Genomic DNA, 19,489 nt, shown 5'->3' on the forward strand with positions numbered 1-19,489 from the left:
CCCCTGTTAAGTGTTACAAAGGACGCACGGTTCTCTATTTGCGAATGTATAATTGTGAATTATAGGTCTATTTGTCTGGTATTAAGGCGTACATGTAATCCGCACTTTACTTCCGTAAACCCTTCGAGAATATGCATTTCTACCAGTTGTAAGAGTATAGAGTTTGTGAAACTGTCTTTTGTCGAACCGGCAAGGATTCCCCATAAGGTTAGTGGAGTCTCGGAGCTAACACAGCTTTGTTCTCTGTAGGGAATGAAAATTCCTTCTGTCCTTGGCAATATCGAGGGTACAATTTCTGCGATGAATTCGATAGCTAATTGTAATTTAATTTGTTTATCATTCAGAAGTCTTAGGTGTTGTTTTTTTTGTAAGATGTGCTCCTTAGGAATCGTAATTCTATTTAAATTCAGAGAGCGTGCTATCTTCTCGCGATCTAGTGATCGTAGTGCTGACGCAACCTCTTGGGGTGTTGCTTCTTTCAATACATCCCCTAGAAAGGCGCTAGGGACTTGTCTGAGGAAGGCAGTCATCACGTGTTGTCGACTTTCGCATGAGTCCATTGGTAGGCGGCTCCCCGACTCATTCATAATCAGTTGGTATTTGTTTTGATGGTGTTTGAATGCGGCATGCTCCCCTAATACGTAAGGAACCATATGCCCTTTTTTCATATTCTTATAACAATCTATAAACGCTTGTGACGAGAAGAATTTAAGGTTTGCCTCGGTATTACCCTGAGGAGTTGTAGTTATTAACTGTTTATTTTCTTCTTCATCATCTAAAATAACAACCCCGGAACTCATGTCACAGCCAATATACTTAGGCCAGGATATATAAGAGTGACTCTCTTTTTTCTCTAGATGGCGTGCCTCTAAAACATTACGCACAAATCTTGCTACATCGACTTCTTTGAACTCATCTTGATACGACCCTGCGACATCATGCAGGCTTATGGTGTTATCCTCGAGAGAACAAACATAACTAGGATAGTTATCGAAGTAGAATTCTGCTTTTAATCCTCTGTATAATGCTTGTTGATTTTGATTAGGAAGGTTGGTAATTTTTGCCGCGATTCCTAGCCGAGTTCTTAAGAGTTTTTCTATAGATTTTTTATCGTTCTTTCCTGTTAATTCGAATTCAGAAATAAGATTTTTTCCCTTTTGAATTAGGTGATAAAGATCTAGGCAATGCGTATCAAATTGATCTCGTTGCCCTAATAAGTAAAATGTATGTGATTTACGAGAATCCAAATAAAACCTTACAGGAAGAGCTGTAGAAAACTCTCCTTTAGGCTTTTCTATAGAGATGCCTTCAGCTTTAAGTTCTTGGTATTTTTCCTCTGGCATAGTTAAAATTGTACTCGAATTAAGGGTACGTGATATTTTCTGGCAGGTTGTAAAAACGTCTTTTTGCAGGGCTTCGGGTAGAGGTGTATCGAGATATACACACGGATAGGCAATATGTAAGTATAGATGCAAGGCTTGGCGTAATATCCAGGCAACGATAACAATAGGAATAAAGATCCAGGAAAGTACTTTGAGAACTTTTTCAGTGGTAGGTACAGAATGTCCTTGATGCTGAACAGCGAACCTCAGACCTAATTCAGTGGATTTGTCTATAACCTTAGTTTTCTTACCCTGCAGATAAAAATATGAATCTAGAACGGCAGAAAGTTTCTCTACTCGACTAGGAGAATATGTTGGTGTAAATGTTACGGAATTTAACATGATGTTTTTGGGGTGGTCCCCCCGTAATCTACTCAGGGAGCGCCCATAAGTATTTGAGAGAGGGTATTGTTAAAGCTGCTTGTCTTTAAGAAAAAGCAGCTTCACGATTTATATAATTTTTTGTATTTTTACTTCACAGCACCTCTGGGACTAATCGAAATATCCGGAAACCATGTACTCAGTGTTGGTATATTCAGTAAAGATACCTAGATCCACTAGCTGATCCATAAGGCTCTCCCCTAGACATTTCTCCTGTGTATTATTAGGCTTATAGAACAGAGCTCCGCACTTAGTATAGCGCTTAAGCATATCCTCCTCCCCCTTTACGAGAAAAAAGTATTCAAGGTGGCAGAAGTAGACGAGCTGACGACCCTGATAATTCAGAACATTTTTTCCAGAGAGGAATTTTAAGAATTTCCTTACGAGACGTTCTTTCGCTTGCGGAGATAGAGAAGCTTGCTCGGGGTGCGATTTAAATAGAGGGGCTTTGATTTTCTCGGGGTTTTTTGCCCATTCCTTGGGTAATATAGACCTTAGCTTATTAATCCTAGATTGCGCAGTTATTTGGGGCTGACTTGTCAGAGGTGTCTGATGCGTCGTGGGTTGGGGACGGGTATTTTGAAGAACCCCGTCTTGAGAACTTGTTCCTACAAAAGGGGTAAAAAAATCCTGTTGAGTATCGGATGTTTTTATGTTCATGAAGTTCTTTAGGTGTGTCATTACACCTCCCTGCACATCTTCGATGTTGGATACACTACCTCCTAGGAAGGAAGCTGCAAATTGAGAAGCTTTACCGATCTCTGTTTTTATGGCGTTTTTGAAATGGGTGGCGCACGCTGCACCAGGGTCCTGACTGTCAAGAAGAACAATTTTATGATTATGTATAGCCCTGTGCAGTAGGAGGCGTACGAGTAGGACGGTTAGTACAATAGGAAAGAGAAGGAAGTAGGAAAGTATTTTTACGATTTTTTCGGCAAGGGGTACGGGTCTTCCTTGGTTGGAAGAACAAATAATGTCTTGGTTTTCACTTCTAGAAATGATTTCTATGCGTTTACCGCCGAAATAAAAATAATTGTATAGACTAGATAAAATTCTATCGGAAAAGCAATGTTCTTTATTCAAAGAACTTAAGCAAAAAGATTCTGATACTCTCATAAAGATTAATTTAAGATAAAAAAACTCAAATATTTTAACATAAAACGCTTATTAATAGAATTATTTAAATATAAGCCGTTATTGTTAAAATTTCTTAATTGCGAGCAAAGAAATAAGTCTAGAGATAAAATCTCTAGACGTATGAAGAATCTTAAAATAGAGAATTGCCCTGGGACAGAAGATGATCAACATAGTTGATATCGTAGTCCGAATTAATGAATTTAGGGTTATCTAACATAAATTGATGGAAAGGAATCGTAGAATGTACCCCTCCAATATGAAACTCTTTTAGGGCGCGTTTCATAATGGCTACGGCCTCTTTTCGGTTCTTTCCTTTAGAAATTACCTTGGCAATCATGGAATCGTAGTAGGGAGGAATAGCATAGCCGCTATAACAAGCTCCATCAACACGTATAGAAGGACCTGCAGGTGGAAGATAGTAATCTAGCCGACCCGGAGAAGGAGAAAAGTTATTGCTAGGATCCTCAGCGTTAATTCGACATTGAATTACATGACCCGTGAAAACAATGTTTTTTTGTTTCCGGGTGAGTTTATTCCCCATGGCTACATAAATTTGTTCCTTAAGAAGATCTATTCCCGTAACTTCTTCTGTGATCGTATGTTCGACTTGAATTCGAGTATTCATTTCCATGAAGTAGAACTTCTTATCCTTATCCAATAGGAATTCTACTGTACCCACAGAGTGATAGTTGGCACTTTTTGCTAGGTCCACAGCTACCTTCCCTACCTTGGCTCGCAGTTCGGGAGTTAGTATAGGACTAGGAGTCTCTTCGATGAGTTTTTGTCGACGTCTTTGTACTGTGCAGTCTCTTTCTCCAAGATGCACATAATTTCCGTGTTTATCTCCGAGAACTTGCACTTCTAGGTGTCGGGGATTTTCGATGAATTTTTCAATATAGACATCGGGATTATTAAATCCTGCCTCTGCTTCAGCTCTTGCTGCTGAAAAAGCTCGGAAAAATTCATCTTTTTCTCTAACGATACGGATCCCTCGACCGCCACCGCCAGCGACTGCTTTAATAACTATGGGAAAGCCTATTTTTTCGGCAATTTTTAATCCCTCTGTTTCGTCTTTAACAACGCCTTCAGAACCGGGAATCACAGGACATTTAATTTTCTTTGCGAGCTGTTTTGCCGCTATCTTATCTCCCATTGTTGCTATAGATTCTGAGCTCGGGCCTATAAAGGTTAATCCGCAACTTTCACAAATGGAGGCAAAGTTAGCGTTCTCGCTTAAGAAACCGTAGCCAGGATGAACAGCGTCGGCTCCTGTGATTTCACAAGCAGCTAGAATATTCGATATTTTTAAGTAGGACTTGGAAGCCTGAGGCTCCCCTATACAAACAGCTTCATCAGCTAATAACACATGCAAAGCTTCTTGATCAGCTAAGGAATACACTGCAACTGTGGCTAATCCAAGATCATGACAAGCACGGATAATACGTACCGCAATTTCCCCTCGGTTAGCTATTAAGACTTTTTTCATTATTCAGCTTTAACTATACGAAATAACTTGGATCCAAATTGTACAGCATCGCCGTTGGTGATTAATACGTCAACAACACGACCAGACATTCCGGCTTTAACTTCATTCATGACTTTCATTGCTTCTACGATACAAACGATAGTATCTTCAGAAACCACGTCTCCGGGTTTTACGAAAGGAGGAGAATCGGGAGACGGAGAACTATAAAAAGTTCCTACTAATGGAGAGCTAATAAAATCTCCGGAAGCCTGTTGGGATTCTGTTTCAGATTGTTCCAAAGAAACATCCTTAGCCATTGTTTTATTGGGATCAGTGGGAATGGGGCGTTCCTGAGCAAAACCTGCAAACAACCTACTATCGTAAAATACAGGTTCTTGATTGGGTTTTTCTCCTGTGTCTTTTTCTAATTCAAGCTCTAGACCTTCTCGTTTTATCACAAAACGCTTCATGCTATTACGTCCCATAGCAATCATGAGCTTTTCTATTTGCTTTAAATCCATACCTGTATTCTCTTATCTTCTCAGCCTGAAGTTAGACGCGTTGAATATATTCACACGTACGTGTATCAATTTTTATAATATCTCCGATTTCTACGAAAGGAGGTACTGTAATTTCGACGCCAGTTTCTAATAAAGCTTTTTTTGTGCCACCAGAAAGTAAAAGCGAGTCTCCAGGGAAATCTGTTTTAGAAACCATCAATTCTAAAAAGTGTGGTAGCTCTATAGAAAACACTACATCGTCGTAAACCATGGCAGAGACGGTCACCCCCGCTTTTAAGAATAAAAAATTATCCTTCATGATTTCTTTTGAGATATAAATTTTTTCGTAATTTCCCAAATCTAAGAAAAGAAAGTTCTCGCCCTCAACATATAGATATTCAAGATTCCTTGATTCAAACTGTGCTTCCTTTATCTCTTGGCCAATTTTAAAATTTCTTTCAACAATGACGTCAGAATCAGCAGCTTTTAATGAAGCCTTGATAAAGGTCTCACCTTTATTTCCCGTGACTTTAGAAACCGCTACGACTTTATACAAACCGTCTTTTGTGGAAATAAACATTCCCACAGAGAGTTGGCTACTTAATACCATGACTTTCTCCTCGAAGTAGCAAAACTTTTTCTTCCATAGTCAGTTCATCTTGTTGGAACATATAGGAGGCTGCAACTAAAATATCTGCACCTGCTTCGCGACATATTTTAGCGGAAGCTTCGTCAATGCCACCATCCACTTCAATCAAACAAGAATCTTCAAGACCCATGGTCTTTATTGCCTGTTTTGTAAAACGAATCTTATCTGGAACATCAGCAATGAAACTTTGACCACAAAATCCTGGATGTACAGACATTAAAAGTACAACATCACAAAAGGGTAGGAGTGGAGGGATAAATTCGATAGAGGTTTCTGGGGAAAAAGCTAGCCCCGCTTGTATTCCACATTTTTTAATATAAGATAATAGTTCTTTAAGATTTTCAGAAGCTTCAAAATGTACGATGATACGATCTGCCCCTGATTTGACAAAGGCCTCTATAAAATCAAAAGGTGTGTAGATCATAGCGTGCACCTCTAAAAAGAGGTTTGTAGATCTATTGATTGCAGCAATCACGCCGGGGCCAAAAGTCAGGTTAGGGACGAAGTGACCATCCATGATATCAATATGAATGAGGTCTGCACCTGCTGCTTCAATACGTTTTGCCTCTGTGCCTATGCATGCAAGATTTCCTCCCATAATTGAAGGAGCTATTAAAGTCTTCTGACGTTGTTTCTTATTCACCTATTTCCTTTTGCGAACACATCAAAATTAAAGAAGTCTCTTAAGGTGTAGTTAGCAAAGCATTTATCCCACCATATCCTTTGAAATAGGATAACCACAAGAAAAACTTCAAAGAGATAGATTCTTACATCTTTTGATTAAAATTCATAGAGATCTTGTAAATACAGGGAGATTTCTGTCGTCTAAAATAATCCCTGGTATTTTTTTAGGGATGTTTTTCAAAAAAAAATTCACCTTAGTTTTTTAGGTAACTCATAGAGAGTACTTACTTTTCTTTGTATGCGAATATCAATAGCATGTCTTTTATAAAGAGATTGATTTTATAGTTTTATGTAATTAGCCTCCTCGAATTTAAATTATGAAAATGGAAACAAATCTATGTCAGCACCAGTGGAAAATCCCTCACCAATGTTGTCACAAGTCCCTGATATCCGTTCTGGAGAGCGAGAAATACAAGAAAGAAATACAGGCACAACTCTAGTCCCTGGGCATTCACAAACCACAACGACTCTTGCTAAGAGAACCCCAGTTTCAGAAAAGGGTACTTTTCTTCAAAGAGCCCTTCATTTTATGAAAATTATTTCTGCTGTTGCCCTATTGGCTGTAGGGATAGCGGCTTTAATTTGTTTGCAATTTGGGGTGGTAGTATCAACTTCATCGCTCATTTTAATGATTGCGATTCTGCTTGTCTCATTTATCGTTGTTATTATAGCGATTCAAGGTAGCTTACCATCTCAAATAGCCCGACAAATGAAACAGCAGGTTCAGCAACTGGGCCAAGAAAACGATCGTCTACATGCAGAAGTTGATACCCTACAACAAGCTAATGTGGAGCTTTCTGAGCAAATTACTCAATTGCAACACTTGCATACAAAATTATCAGATTTTGGTGATAAGCTAGAAACTCACACTGGAGATTTCAGAGATCTTATTGTGGATTTCAAAAACAGTTTAGAAGGGTTTAAGTCTATAGGTGATAAAATAGAAAATTTTATTTCTCCATTTGAGAAATTAGCTAAATCTCTACACGATACATTTTCTAAAGAAGGTGTTCAGGAACTTGTGGTTTCTGTGGGTGCTCTGAGAGATAGTTTGGGGAATTTCAAAGGGCTTATAGAAGAGAATAAGCTTATTTTAGCGCAGATGAAAGAGGACGCAGAGCGCAGGAAAACGCAAATACGTTTCTTAGAGAGTCGGAAACAAGAGTTAGAACAAGTGTGCTCAACATTAACAGCTTCTATTGCTTCTTTAAGAACTTCTACAGAGAACTTAAAAAATGTAGAGGGGCGTATTACTAACTCTATAGCAAATGACAGAGGGGCCTCACCATCTTCTACTACAGTCTCTGCAGAAACTGACCTAGATGTTTCCGGAGATCTGGAGGACAACAGTGATCAACAAGAAGATGAATCGCAGCTGTAAAGACGTTGTGAATATTAGGTTATAGTGAATCTAATCTGTATTCTCCCATCATATGAAAATCATTAAAATTTTTAATCGCAAAAGGCTGGAGGGTTTCTCTTGCCTTTTTTTTTATCTCCGTATAAATTTTTCCTAATGTCTCACTATACCTTCAAAAAAAAGCGCTCCCGTTCTTCTGGGAAAGCATATGAAAAGTCAACATCTTGGGAATCCATAGCTGAAGATTATCATAAAATCGTTCAGAATAAAGGGCATTTTTATCATAAAGAAGTCATAATTCCTAAACTGCTTCCTTTATTAGATTTAAAATCAAAAGACTCCTTAGTGGATATCGGTTGCGGTCAGGGAATTTTAGAAAGAGTGATTCCCAAGGAATGTGGGTATCTAGGTTTAGATATTTCTCCTAGTCTGATTTCTATTGCAAGGAATTTGCGAAAATCACGCTCCCACGCATTTGCTATTCAAGATCTTACAAAAAATCTTGAAGTAGAGAATATTCGGTCTTTTTCTCATGCTGTAGCTATTTTATCTCTACAAAATATGGAGAACCCGGATCAGGCAATTAAGAACACTTCTAAGCTTCTTTGCGATAAGGGAAGGTTTTTAATGGTGTTAAATCACCCTTGTTTTCGTATTCCTAGAGTATCCTCGTGGCATTATGACGAAGATAAAAAGCTTCTTTCTAGAAAGATTGATCGTTATCTTTCTAAAATGATAATTCCGATAATTGCCCATCCAGGAAAAAAGCAGTCGGAATCTTCTATTTCTTTTCACTTTCCCTTAAGTTACTGGACCCAAGCATTAGCGAGGTTTGGGTTTGTTATTGAGAATATGGAAGAGTGGATCTCCCCTAAAAAATCTATAGGAACACGTGCCAAAGCAGAAAACGTTTGTCGCGAAGAGTTTCCATTATTCTTATTAATCTCTTGTATTAAGATTAATAATATTTAATAAAATAAAGTTTATAAAACTTGGCGTCAAAAAGCATTTTTTTATTAAAATAAGTAAAAACGCTTTTTGATTTAATATGTTTCGGAAGTTCTCACTATTTTCTAAAAAAAAAAAGAATCCAAAGTTGGGATTTCGAAATAGTCGAATCGTTAGATCTTTCTTACTTGCCCCCAAGGTTTTATTGAGAAATGAGGTTTCTAAAGAGGCCTGTGTTTTGAGTTATTACGGTTTGTTTAGCTGCATACCGATACTCGTCTTTTTTTTAAGGCTATCCCAGCATCTTTTTGTAAATTTAGATTGGAAAGAGTGGCTGCTTGTTAAGTTCCCTGATTATAAAGGACCTATCTTAGCGATTGTTGAAGCTGCTTACCGTTCTACAACGAGTAATATCGGCTTGGTATTGGTAGGAAGTTTCTTTGTTTTTTGCTGGGCTGGGATTCTTATGCTTTTATCCTTAGAAGATGGTTTGAATAAGATCTTCAGAACTGGATGGACCCCAATATCTATTCAGAGATTGGTTTCTTATTTGATCATTACGTTAGTAAGCCCAATGATTTTTATTATTGTGTGCGGCTCATGGATTTATATCACCCAAATTATGCCAGTGCAGTATGCACGTCTATTTTCTCTAAGCCATTCCATTACAGCATTGTACGTATTTTCAAGACTGACGCCCTATTTATTCATCTATTTGGCTTTATTTTGCTTTTATGCATTTTTACCTAGAGTTTCTGTGCAAAAGACAGCAGCGTTTATCTCAGCTTTAACGGCAGGAACACTGTGGATAATTTTTCAGAAGGTTTTCTTCTGCTTACAGTTTTACCTATTTAACTATAGTTTTACTTACGGAGCTTTAGTGGCTCTGCCTTCGTTTTTGCTGCTTCTTTATCTCTATGCAATGATTTATCTTTTTGGAGGGGCTTTTACTTTTCTTATTCAAAATCAAGGATGTAACTTTGTTTTGCCTGCAGAACAGTACTTGACCAATTGCTATATAAAGCTTGTAGTATGCACTTATATTCTTTCTGTGGTATCGAGAGATTTTAATCAGGCCTCCACACCACCTACCGCAAAGACCATAGCTAAAAATTCTAAAATCCCTATTGGAGAGATCTCCCAGTGTTTAGATATTTTAGAAAATGAAGGCTTCATTCTTTCTTATAAGAGAGCTTACAAGCCAACTTATAACATTTCAGGACTCACTATTAAAGATATAGTCGAGCAACTACTCCATTTAAAAACTTTCAGTCAAGTTCATCCAGACGCAGCCTTAAGTTTAATACAAAGTTGTTTGAAAGACATGTTTAATCAAGCAACAAAAAGCTCTTATAACCTAACTCTTACAGATATTGCCGGAAAGATAAAATGAAACGAAGATCCTGGTATAAGACTCTAGGGATAAGTATAAGTTTAGGAGTTTTCCTGACTTTTGTTTATTTTCTGCCTCCGCTACTTTCTCAAGGATCCGGGAAATATCTCTTTCTTTCTTTAATTCATAAGGAAACAGGACTGTCTTGTGATGTCGATGATTTAAGTTTGTCTTGGTTGGGTCCGCAAGTAGCTAAGAAAGTCAAAGTTATTGGGAAGGATAAAAATAGCGAGATTTTCTCTGCAGAAAAGATAGAAATCGATGGATCTTTGCTCAGACTACTTCTTTATAAGCGTCCTAAGGCCATATCCCTCTTGGGATGGTCTTTGCAAATTGACGAGTCGTTAACTATAGACCATCCTTCGGTGGGGAATCTTGATCCTGGAGTGTTTCTTTCTTATTTGGTGCACAGTTCCATACTCTCTGAACATGGGTCTATAGTCATGAAGACAATTAAGGGATCTACCCTGGTACTGTCTGGATTTTATGTGGAAAAGACACCAGAAGTTCTATTAGTTAAGGGCGTTGTTACAGAAGACAATGTAACTGGAAGAGTTTTCATAGAGAGTAGACTTTCCCCAAAGGTCAATATTACTGCAGAACTTAACTCGGTCCCCGCTTCATTTTTTAAGCTTTTCATCACCTCACCAATTATAGATCGTGTTCTTTCTGAAGAAGATTTTATCGATCTGCAAGCCGAAGCTGCTCATAGTAACGGAAAAATTCTTATGACAGCAACTGCTAAGGGAAGTCAAATTCAAGCTAAACTTCAGGGTTATATCCATCAATCTAACTTTTATATTGTAGAAGGTAGTCCATCATTTATAGAGCTGCAGCCGAAAATCTCTTCACTCTTATGTTCTGAGATTCTTGCTTTGCCTGTGAAGATTTCCAGTGAACATATCCGAACACGCATCTCTAATGCTAAAATTCCTTTGGACCTCACCCGATGGGGAAGTATAGAAGCTAACCTACAGACAAAACTTCCTATGGTTTCTCTATCACCAAAAGATCCAAATCTTTCTGTGCAAATGAGAAATATAGAAATAGGAATTAAAAAGACTGCTCAATACACCTATATTCGTGGGGCTTCTGTATCTGTTTTTGGAGGCGCTGCACAATCTTATGTTAATGGCATAGTAACTGTTGATAGTAAAAAGAAACGCACAGAATTTTTGTTGCAACAAACTATGTTGCCTCATACGTATTTACGAGCCCTATTTCCGCGTCCATTTGTCGTTAATATACCTTTAGAAGTCCCCTACTACTCCTTGGAAGTTCGAGGTGAGTATAAAAATTCCCAGATAAAAGCTGAAGCTGATCTGGATAATTCCTTGCTTAAGGTGAATTTTTCTTCTTCAGGAACATTGCAAGCGCTGTTATTTCAGGGAAGTGCCACCTACTATTTAGAAGAAAACCTAAAGAAGAAACTTTCTCAGCAATTTTCTTATGCTGAAGCTTCCTTTTCAGGAAAAGTTCATCTGACGCAAAAGCACCTCTATTTTCCTAAGTTTTCTGGAAAAATTACTGCGGGAGAAAATGAGATTTTCATACACGGAAAATTTGGGAAACCTAATGAACCGATACGTCCTGATACCTGCTCAACATTAGTTCACGGTAAACTATGCTCACTACCTTTAAGTATGGTATCTCCAAGGCTAATTCCTTTGCAACTTACCAAAGCCAGTTTCTCTTTTCATACTGATGGAGCGAGATCTTTAACAAAAGGAAACTTACAGCTCATGATTGAGGATCCCGAAGATCCCCAGCTTCCTCCTTCACGCATTCTTATCCCCGATGTTTTGGTTTCTGCTATAGATCCTGAAAAATCTATAGATATCAACAATGTTAAGATTCAAGGGGCGGGGGAAGTCATTGACTTCCCTATCGATAGGATGCTCAGAATTCAGCAAAAGACAGCGTGCTTATCTACCTATATTGGACCTACAGGAGACATGACCTTTTCAGTATTGTATAATCCAAAAGAAGAAGACAGACTAGTTCTTCGTTCATCTTTCAAAACAGAAGCTCTTAAAGGTGATATAAAGCTCATTATGGACGATAGCCTAACCCTTTCTTCTAAAACTCAGGGGACTTTACAATTGGAAATCACCCCAGAGCGTTATTCGGGCTTTTTTGCAAATTCCTCATGTTTCCCCTCATGCACGCTTCATAGAACGGCTACTGCTCGTTTAGATATATCTAAACTGTCTTGTGCTCAGCAACAATCCGGCCTTTCCTGCCTTTCTTTACTTACAGAAGGAGGATTCGAAGGGGCTTTATCAACAAATCCCCTAATTTTCTACGATCATGTATCGAAGGAAACCTTCATTATCAACAACCTATCTGGATCTCTATATTCTAGTAATTTAGATGCGAAGGTGCAGTATGATCTTCAGGGTAGCTGTTTAGTTCCTAGTCAGGATAGTAAAATTTCTGCAGAATTTCTTATACAAGGTTCTATTGATCACCTGCTAGATCCTTTACAAAGGCAATTCGAACAAACAGCAGAATGGAAACACATTCCTTCATCATTTATTACGGGAATCTTTCCTATTTCACCAAGTGTGAAAACTAAAGTGTCTTCTCTTGCAGGACCAAGAATAAACGTGGATATTAAAAATCGCTTCCTCGGTGATGAGGGGCTTATAAGAATAAAAGTAGATTCTGCAAATCTTCAAGCTTATATTCCGCTAATTTTAAAAGAAAAGGCCATCCTTTTAGAAGATGATCTTGTAGCTACCTTGCACATTAACGAAGAAATCAATAAAGCATTCTTTCAGGAGTTTAACCCGTTAATTTCAGGAAATGCCTATTCCCAACACCCAGTATTACTTCAGGTAAGCAAAGAGAATTTCTATCTCCCAATCTCTCCCTACTCTTTCGAAGAGTTTCATATCCAGGCAGCGAGCTTAGATTTCGGGAAAATTTCTATAGCAAATACAGGGACCATGTATGACTTGTTTAAGTTTCTTGATATTGAAGAAAGCAAGCAGTTTGTCGAATCGTGGTTTACTCCTATTTTCTTCTCAGTACAAAAAGGAAGCATTATCTGTAAGCGCTTTGATGCTTTAATAGATAATAGAATACGCCTTGCTTTATGGGGGAAAACGGATATTATCAAAGATAGAATCTCCATGACATTGGGAATTGATCCCGAGGTAATCAAGAAATACTTCCACAATACTTCTCTAAAAACTAAGAATTTCTTCCTCATAAAAATTCGAGGATCTATCTCTTCTCCAGAAGTCGACTGGTCTTCAGCGTACGCACGTATCGCCCTTCTCAAAAGCTATACAATTGCTAGCCCATTTAGTGCGCTAGCCGATAAACTTTTCTCTTCTTTAGGAGATTCTACGCCTCCACAAACAGTTTCTCCCTTGCCTTGGGAAAAACCACGCGATTCACAAGAAAACAACTAATTTAATAAAACGTCTAATTTTTTAACTATTTTTAATAATTAATTATATTTTTTTAATTTAAATTGTTTTGTTATACGCAAATTTATGATTGATTATTTGCATAGGATAAAACTATGAGAAAGCGACATTCTTTCTTTCACCCCACACCCAGTAAACCCGAACCCTTGGTTTCTATGATTCAAAAAACCATAACTATGGTGGAAAGGATCCAAGGTAGAACTGGGGATCCAGTGAATTTAGAACTAAATAAGATTTGCGCAGATATTCAAGAAATCAAGATGATTTTAGTGAAACAGGCTAAGGATATAGATTGTTTATATACAAAAAATACCGATGAGCAAATTCAGAATTTAGAAACGGATATGAGTTTTGTGAAGACATCCCTGCACAACCTTTTAGAAGAATTGAAAGGATTAAAGATTGTGGTAGAGGAAGGAATTGATAACTCACTAAATGATCATAGTCACTTGGTTAGGTCTGTTTTAGTAGAGATCTATCAGAAGTTCCTATCTACATCTGGAGGAACGATCTCAGGAAATATCGATATGAATAATCATGCGGTTTTGGGGCTTGAAATGCCCCAAAATCCTACAGATTCCTATGCAGCATCTGTGGGGTATGTAGAATCTCAACTACGCCCTATTGAGGCTAAACTTGTTGAAATATGTGAAAAAGTGAAAAGCCACGATAGTGTCATAACTTCTATGAATTTTCAAATGATGCCGGTTTCTGGAGGGAAATTTCGTGGAATCGTAGATATGGATGGTCATAGACTCACTGGGATTGCATATCCTAGAGAACGTTCTGACGCGATATCTCTAGATTATCTTCATAGTTATCTAGAATCGAAAAATCTTTCTGAAGGTTCTGTAACAGAATCTGTATTACAGTGTCCAACTGCTAATGTGGAAGCATGCAGCCTCTATTCCATAGGAGTAAGTCACAAGGTAGATTGTCCTCTTCCTATAGCACTTCTTTCTCAAGGAATGATAGGATTTACCTGGAGAGCAAAAAGTCCAACCTCCTCTGGGAAATTCCCTATGAATGCTCTTAAATACGCATTGTCTGATCAAGATCAACGGTGTTTTGTACTTAATAACAACATTTTATACGGGAAATATGCAGGAAGCTACACTTGGGATCTTACATTGAAAGCTTTAATCCCCTCAATTTTAGAACAGAAAAGCCCGAAGATAAGGATGAGAGTATATTACGATCAATCTTTTTGGAATCATAAGGAAGAGCTTCGAGGTAATGCCGGCTATATAGAAATGCCTCTAATTTCTGTGGGACGAACAAGTCTAGGCGGCCATAGCTACGATATTGTAGAATTACCTGCAGGAAATGCGCGAGTATTGGTCGTTCCTGAAAATTGCGGCGGAGTGACTATACATTTGGAAAATGACCAAGAGGGACTCCCCCCTCAAGATCTTTATATTGTGCAAGCTGCTTACTCGTGTAGCTGGCGACGTTATTAAGACAGGCCACAGCTGTATTCTTACAGCTGTGTGTTCTAACTATTGTTTTACAGAGTTTAAATAGAGACTTAGAGGATGATTGTCATCCAAATCTCCGCAGCTCTTGTCATAGGTGCTCACAATCTTTCCTTGATCTACAAGATATACCCGGTCTAGACAGTTTTGAACAAAGTGCATATCGTGGGTGGATACCCCCAACGTGAGGTTTTGATCCCTTAAGGATTCTAATAAACGCCTAAAGGTTAGGGAAGAAAAAGGATCTAAAGCTGAAGTAGGTTCGTCAAAAAGTAAGGTATGTTTATCCATACATAGAGAACGAACTATAGCTACTCGTTGTTTTTGTCCGCCAGAAAGATGACAAGGGAAGCTTGTGGCAATGTCTTCAATGTCTAAAAGCCTTAAAAGATCGTATGCCTTATCTTTTGCTTCTTCCTTGCTTCTGCGCTTAACGATAATTTGTGGATGCATACAGTTGTCTAAAACTGTCATATGGGGGAAAAGCTCTGGTTGTTGGAAAACTAGTGCTGGGGGTTCTCCTTCTATAGAAATATCCCCACTTATAGTTTCCACTAAGCCTACAAGTGCACGCAGTATTGTTGTTTTCCCTGAGCCGCTCTTGCCGACAAAGAGAGTGATGTGCCCCTCTTCTAAAGAGAACGATACTTTAGATAAAATGTGTTTGTTATTTACGGAATACGTAAGATCCTTCACCCTAACAGTCATAACCTTCCCTCTTTTCTAGCAATCTGGAGACATAAGAAAATAACGATGTCATAAACAAATATAGGCCAGCACAAATACTATACATTTCCATGGGGTTGAGTTCTCGAGAAACAATGTCCTTGCTTACTTTGGTAAGTTCGGGAACACCTACAACCATCAAAATGCTGCTTTCTTTAATCAAAGCAACAAATTCATTAGTTAAAGAGGGTAGTATGTTTTTAAAAACCTGGGGATAGATAATATAAAAAAAAATTTGTGATTTCTTGTAGCCTAAAACCTTAGCAGATTCCCACTGACCCACGGATAAGGCATTGATTCCTCCACGGATATTTTCAGCAAGATAAGCGGAGGAATTAATGCTTAAAGCTATTAATCCCGCCATCAACGGCGTTGGATCCACGCCGATGATTGAAGGTAGCCCGAAATAAAATATAAGAATTTGAATAAATAGTGGAGTCCCACGAATTACCGTGACATAGAGATTTCCCATCCATCGTGTAATGCGACAGGGAAAGTAGCGCGACGTCATCGTTCCGATGACCAGACCTAATAGAGAGCCGCAGAGTATGGAAATTCCGCTAACAAATAACGTATAACCACAACCGCGTAGCAGCACCTTTGCTGTAATAACCCAATGTCCCATAAATTAGTCGCGCATATTTATTTGATTCTAAAGCGTAATCATGCAACTAATCCGAAAAAACTAGCAAGAAGTTTTCTATGTCTTTGGCTATAAAAGAAATTGTTGATTCTGCAATTGGAGTGACAAAAATCGTATCGTCCCCAGCTAAAGTTCCTAAAATGCTTTCCGAAAACTTATTGTCTATTAGGCTGGCGATCCAGGAGGCTGAGCCTGGAGCTGTGCGAATAACAATTAATGAAGAATTATATCTAACGGAAAAAACCAAACCTTTAACGCTAGATTCGTCTATTGATGTGGGAAGAGAGTATCGGGCCCCCTTTTCTCCGGGAATTTTTATCGCATGAACTTTTCTTAACCAACGCGATACCGAAGACTGGGTCATGGCAATCCCCAATGAAGAGAGTTTTTCACAAATTTCTTCCTGGGTTGAAGCTCCTTCTTTGTTTAAAATTTCTTTTAAAGCCTCATCAACTGCGACATTTTTTTTCATTTGGCCTCTCGAAGTTTTCCTTGCTGATATTCAGAAGAGCACTTTACTATAGAGTACTGGTTTATATTTTTCTTTGGTTTTTATGCTTACCCTTGGGTTGGAAAGCTCTTGTGATGAGACGGCATGTGCTTTAGTAGATGCCGATGCGCAAATTGTGGCTAATGTAGTCTCCTCGCAACAGTATCACGCTTCTTACGGGGGCGTTGTCCCTGAGCTGGCTTCTAGGGCCCATCTCCAAATGCTTCCTTCTGTGGTAAATTCTGCTTTAGAAAAGTCCGGAGTTTCTTTGGACGATATTGATCTTATCGCTGTGACGCATACTCCAGGATTGATAGGTTCCTTGGCCGTAGGCGTAAATTTTGCTAAAGGATTGGCTATAGGATCTCAAAAACCTATGATCGGAGTTAATCACGTTGAGGCTCATCTTTACGCGGCTTATATGGAAGCAAAAAATGTAGAATTTCCTGCATTAGGATTGGTGATGTCCGGAGCCCACACCTCCATGTTTTTGATGGAAGACCCTTTAAGTTATAAGTTAATAGGGAATACCCGAGATGATGCTATCGGCGAAACTTTTGACAAAGTGGGGCGATTTCTAGGACTTCCTTATCCAGGGGGGGCCTTAATAGAAATGATGGCATCTCAAGGATGCGAAGAATCTTACCCTTTTTCTGCTGCTAAAGTTCCTGGGTATGATTTATCTTTTAGTGGATTAAAAACAGCGGTTCTTTACGCAATTAAAGGGAATAATAGTAATAGCAGATCCCCTCTTCCGGACCTTTCTCAAAAAGAAAAAAACAATATTGCAGCCTCTTTCCAAAAAGCGGCTTTTATGACAATTGCACAAAAACTTCCTAAAATTATAAAAAATTTTTCTTGCAGGTCCATCCTGGTTGGAGGAGGGGTAGCAAACAATAAGTATTTCCAGACCTTATTGCAAAATACTTTAAATTTGCCTTTATATTTTCCTTCTTCTAAGTTATGCACGGATAATGCTGCGATGATTGCAGGATTAGGAAGAGAGCTGTTTCTCTCAAGAAAAACTACCCAAGGAATTACTCCATGCGCAAGATATCGTTGGGAATCTGTTGCGGACTCCTTATCTCCTCATCCCTAACGATTCATGGATGTAAAAGCCTTCGAACATCACAAGAACGTATCTCAATAAATATAAATATGAAAGACGATCCGAGGTCTTTTGACCCTCGCGAAGTCCGTTTGCTTTCTGACATTAACTTGATTAAGCATATTTATGAGGGATTAGTTCAGGAAAATACACAGACAGGAGATCTAGAACCAGCTCTTGCTGAAAGCTATTTTCTATCCGATGATGGAACAACATATACCTTTCATTTAAAGCAGGCGTACTGGAGTAATGGTGATCCCCTAACTGCTGAAGACTTTATTGCCTCTTGGAAACAAGTTGTAAGCCAAGAAGTTTCTGGGATTTATAATTTTGCCTTTGACCCTATTAAAAATGTTAAGAAAATTCAACAAGGAAAGCTTTCTCTAGAACATGTTGGTTTTCGCTCCGAGGATGATAAAACTCTAGTTATTGAGTTAGAATCTCCTACCTCTCACTTCTTAAAACTTTTAGCATTACCGATTTTCTTCCCAGTACATAAAGATCAGCGATGTTCGGAACCAAATCTACCAATTGCTAGCAGCGCATTTTATCCTAAAAAAATAAAACAGAAACAATGGCTGCGTTTAGAGAAAAATCCCTACTACTACAATCAGGAGCAAGTTAAAACTCAAACAATTACAGTACATTTTATCCCCGATCCTAATACCGCAGCTCTATTGTTTAATCAAGGAAAGTTGCATTGGCAAGGGCCTCCCTGGGGTGAACGTATTCGCACAGAAACCCTATCGCATTTGCAATCTCAAGGGAATCTCCATTCTTTCGAAGTGGCGGGAACCTCTTGGTTAACTTTTAACGTAAATAAATTTCCTCTTAATCATATCAAGTTAAGAAAGGCACTAGCCTTAGCTTTGGATAAGGAATCTTTGGTTTCTACGATATTTTTAGATAGAACTAAGCCTGCTCAACATTTGTTGCCTAATAGTTTACATACTTACCCAAGTTTAGAGGCTCCTTCTAAAGAACAACGTAAGTATCTAGCTAAACAACTCTTTCAAGAAGCTTTGGAAGAACTTAATATTTCAGCAAAGGATTTGGAGAGTCATTCCCTCGTTTTTTCTGCGGGTTCTTCAATAAGCGCTTTGCTTGTTCAGATGATTCGCGAACAATGGAAAGACTCTCTGGGATTCTCTATTCCTATAGCAGGAAAGGAATTTGCACTTTTGCAAACGGAACTAGCTTCAGGACATTTCTCATTGGCAATGGGAGGATGGTTCGCAGATTTTTCCGACCCTATGGCGTTTCTAACAATTTTTGCTTACCCCTCGGGAGTTCCTCCTTATGTATTAAACCATAAGGATTTCATAAAACTTCTAACAACAATTCAAGAAGAAAGGGATCTAAAAAAACGTCGTGAATTGGTTTCTCAAGCATCTCTATATCTAGAAACATTCCATATTATTGAGCCCATTTATCACGATGCTTTTCATTTTGCTCTAAATAAAAAACTGTCGAACTTTAATTTTTCTCCGACTGGAGTTGTAGATTTTCGCTACGTTAAAGCTTCATAATCTTTTTCCTAATACAAGTAGATCAAACAGAATTAATGTTCGTAGAATAAAAACTATTTTTATCTGTGTTGTTCCCAAGAGAAATGACCTGTTTTTGCTTACACTTAGATGTGCGTGGGAAAATAAGAATGTTTCTCCGTAGTTACTTTTATTCCTTTTTGTTATCCTAAATGTTTTTA

At 38.3% G+C, this 19,489-nt stretch carries 16 protein-coding genes; 7 read left to right on the plus strand and 9 right to left on the minus strand.

The genetic code is table 11. The features are described from left to right. Positions 1-59 precede the first annotated feature (59 nt). The 6 genes from CF_RS02290 to rpe all read right to left on the minus strand — a co-directional run bounded on the left by CF_RS02290 (position 60) and on the right by rpe (position 6,157). Positions 60-1,724, minus strand: coding sequence for a DUF648 domain-containing protein (locus CF_RS02290; RefSeq protein ID WP_011458004.1), 1,665 nt, complete (start codon positions 1,722-1,724; stop codon positions 60-62). A 150-nt stretch (positions 1,725-1,874) separates the two neighbouring features. Continuing rightward, positions 1,875-2,879 carry a DUF648 domain-containing protein gene (locus CF_RS02295; RefSeq protein WP_011458005.1) on the minus strand — a complete coding sequence of 335 codons (1,005 nt, stop codon included), beginning with the start codon at positions 2,877-2,879 and terminating at the stop codon, positions 1,875-1,877. A 151-nt stretch (positions 2,880-3,030) separates the two neighbouring features. Further along, positions 3,031-4,386 (minus strand): acetyl-CoA carboxylase biotin carboxylase subunit, encoded by a 1,356-nt coding sequence (gene accC / locus CF_RS02300; RefSeq protein ID WP_011458006.1) that lies wholly within the window; start codon positions 4,384-4,386, stop codon positions 3,031-3,033. Continuing rightward, complete coding sequence (accB, locus tag CF_RS02305) at positions 4,386-4,886, minus strand: acetyl-CoA carboxylase biotin carboxyl carrier protein (RefSeq protein ID WP_011458007.1); 501 nt, start codon at positions 4,884-4,886, stop codon at positions 4,386-4,388. Before accB ends, accC begins: the two co-directional genes overlap by 1 nt. 31 nt (positions 4,887-4,917) lie before the next feature. Next, on the minus strand, positions 4,918-5,475 hold the full coding sequence (locus tag CF_RS02310) for an elongation factor P (protein WP_011458008.1): 558 nt from the start codon (positions 5,473-5,475) through the stop codon (positions 4,918-4,920). Beyond that, positions 5,462-6,157 (minus strand): ribulose-phosphate 3-epimerase, encoded by a 696-nt coding sequence (gene rpe / locus CF_RS02315; RefSeq protein WP_011458009.1) that lies wholly within the window; start codon positions 6,155-6,157, stop codon positions 5,462-5,464. The genes CF_RS02310 and rpe overlap by 14 nt, the downstream gene beginning before the upstream one ends. A gap of 378 nt (positions 6,158-6,535) precedes the next feature. Here rpe and CF_RS02320 point away from each other — a divergent pair, with 378 nt between their 5' ends. The 5 genes from CF_RS02320 (at position 6,536) to CF_RS02340 (ending at position 14,799) form a co-directional block, all read left to right on the plus strand. Further along, positions 6,536-7,579, plus strand: a complete 1,044-nt coding sequence (locus CF_RS02320) for an IncA family protein (protein WP_011458010.1) — start codon at positions 6,536-6,538, stop codon at positions 7,577-7,579. 135 nt (positions 7,580-7,714) lie between these two features. Beyond that, positions 7,715-8,530: a class I SAM-dependent methyltransferase gene (locus CF_RS02325; RefSeq protein WP_011458011.1), complete on the plus strand. Its 816-nt coding sequence runs from the start codon at positions 7,715-7,717 to the stop codon at positions 8,528-8,530. A 76-nt stretch (positions 8,531-8,606) separates the two neighbouring features. Further along, on the plus strand, positions 8,607-9,899 hold the full coding sequence (locus tag CF_RS02330) for a YihY/virulence factor BrkB family protein (RefSeq protein ID WP_011458012.1): 1,293 nt from the start codon (positions 8,607-8,609) through the stop codon (positions 9,897-9,899). Further along, positions 9,896-13,321 (plus strand): hypothetical protein, encoded by a 3,426-nt coding sequence (locus tag CF_RS02335; protein WP_011458013.1) that lies wholly within the window; start codon positions 9,896-9,898, stop codon positions 13,319-13,321. Before CF_RS02330 ends, CF_RS02335 begins: the two co-directional genes overlap by 4 nt. Positions 13,322-13,434: 113 nt before the next feature. Next, the gene (locus tag CF_RS02340; RefSeq protein WP_011458014.1) at positions 13,435-14,799 is read left to right on the plus strand and encodes a hypothetical protein; all 1,365 of its coding nucleotides are present in this window, start codon (positions 13,435-13,437) and stop codon (positions 14,797-14,799) included. A 39-nt stretch (positions 14,800-14,838) separates the two neighbouring features. On the opposite strand, the gene CF_RS02345 is transcribed toward CF_RS02340, so the two are convergent. The 3 genes from CF_RS02345 to argR are packed head-to-tail and all read right to left on the minus strand — an operon-like array spanning position 14,839 to position 16,655. Beyond that, positions 14,839-15,522: an ATP-binding cassette domain-containing protein gene (locus tag CF_RS02345; protein WP_011458015.1), complete on the minus strand. Its 684-nt coding sequence runs from the start codon at positions 15,520-15,522 to the stop codon at positions 14,839-14,841. Further along, on the minus strand, positions 15,512-16,165 hold the full coding sequence (locus tag CF_RS02350; RefSeq protein ID WP_011458016.1) for an amino acid ABC transporter permease: 654 nt from the start codon (positions 16,163-16,165) through the stop codon (positions 15,512-15,514). The genes CF_RS02345 and CF_RS02350 overlap by 11 nt, the downstream gene beginning before the upstream one ends. Before the next feature lie 46 nt (positions 16,166-16,211). Then, on the minus strand, positions 16,212-16,655 hold the full coding sequence (argR, locus tag CF_RS02355; protein WP_011458017.1) for an arginine repressor: 444 nt from the start codon (positions 16,653-16,655) through the stop codon (positions 16,212-16,214). 82 nt (positions 16,656-16,737) lie between these two features. On the opposite strand from argR, the gene tsaD reads away from it, so the two are divergent. Both tsaD and CF_RS02365 read left to right on the plus strand, forming a co-directional pair. After that, positions 16,738-17,772 (plus strand): tRNA (adenosine(37)-N6)-threonylcarbamoyltransferase complex transferase subunit TsaD, encoded by a 1,035-nt coding sequence (gene tsaD / locus CF_RS02360; RefSeq protein ID WP_011458018.1) that lies wholly within the window; start codon positions 16,738-16,740, stop codon positions 17,770-17,772. Then, positions 17,718-19,310, plus strand: a complete 1,593-nt coding sequence (locus CF_RS02365; protein WP_011458019.1) for a peptide ABC transporter substrate-binding protein — start codon at positions 17,718-17,720, stop codon at positions 19,308-19,310. Before tsaD ends, CF_RS02365 begins: the two co-directional genes overlap by 55 nt. The last annotated feature ends 179 nt before the right edge of the window (positions 19,311-19,489 follow it).

Source organism: Chlamydia felis Fe/C-56 (assembly GCF_000009945.1).
In the GTDB taxonomy this organism is placed as follows: Bacteria; Chlamydiota; Chlamydiia; order Chlamydiales; family Chlamydiaceae; genus Chlamydia; species Chlamydia felis.

Coding starts and splice junctions, on each gene's coding strand:
- CF_RS02345 (WP_011458015.1), bottom strand. CDS start 15,522: ATGACTGTTAGGGTGAAGGATCTTACGTATTCCGTAAATAACAAACAC.
- tsaD (WP_011458018.1), top strand. CDS start 16,738: ATGCTTACCCTTGGGTTGGAAAGCTCTTGTGATGAGACGGCATGTGCT.
- CF_RS02310 (WP_011458008.1), bottom strand. CDS start 5,475: ATGGTATTAAGTAGCCAACTCTCTGTGGGAATGTTTATTTCCACAAAA.
- CF_RS02325 (WP_011458011.1), top strand. CDS start 7,715: ATGTCTCACTATACCTTCAAAAAAAAGCGCTCCCGTTCTTCTGGGAAA.
- CF_RS02340 (WP_011458014.1), top strand. CDS start 13,435: ATGAGAAAGCGACATTCTTTCTTTCACCCCACACCCAGTAAACCCGAA.
- CF_RS02290 (WP_011458004.1), bottom strand. CDS start 1,724: ATGTTAAATTCCGTAACATTTACACCAACATATTCTCCTAGTCGAGTA.
- CF_RS02335 (WP_011458013.1), top strand. CDS start 9,896: ATGAAACGAAGATCCTGGTATAAGACTCTAGGGATAAGTATAAGTTTA.
- accC (WP_011458006.1), bottom strand. CDS start 4,386: ATGAAAAAAGTCTTAATAGCTAACCGAGGGGAAATTGCGGTACGTATT.
- CF_RS02295 (WP_011458005.1), bottom strand. CDS start 2,879: ATGAGAGTATCAGAATCTTTTTGCTTAAGTTCTTTGAATAAAGAACAT.
- accB (WP_011458007.1), bottom strand. CDS start 4,886: ATGGATTTAAAGCAAATAGAAAAGCTCATGATTGCTATGGGACGTAAT.
- CF_RS02350 (WP_011458016.1), bottom strand. CDS start 16,165: ATGGGACATTGGGTTATTACAGCAAAGGTGCTGCTACGCGGTTGTGGT.
- CF_RS02365 (WP_011458019.1), top strand. CDS start 17,718: ATGCGCAAGATATCGTTGGGAATCTGTTGCGGACTCCTTATCTCCTCA.
- argR (WP_011458017.1), bottom strand. CDS start 16,655: ATGAAAAAAAATGTCGCAGTTGATGAGGCTTTAAAAGAAATTTTAAAC.
- CF_RS02330 (WP_011458012.1), top strand. CDS start 8,607: ATGTTTCGGAAGTTCTCACTATTTTCTAAAAAAAAAAAGAATCCAAAG.
- CF_RS02320 (WP_011458010.1), top strand. CDS start 6,536: ATGTCAGCACCAGTGGAAAATCCCTCACCAATGTTGTCACAAGTCCCT.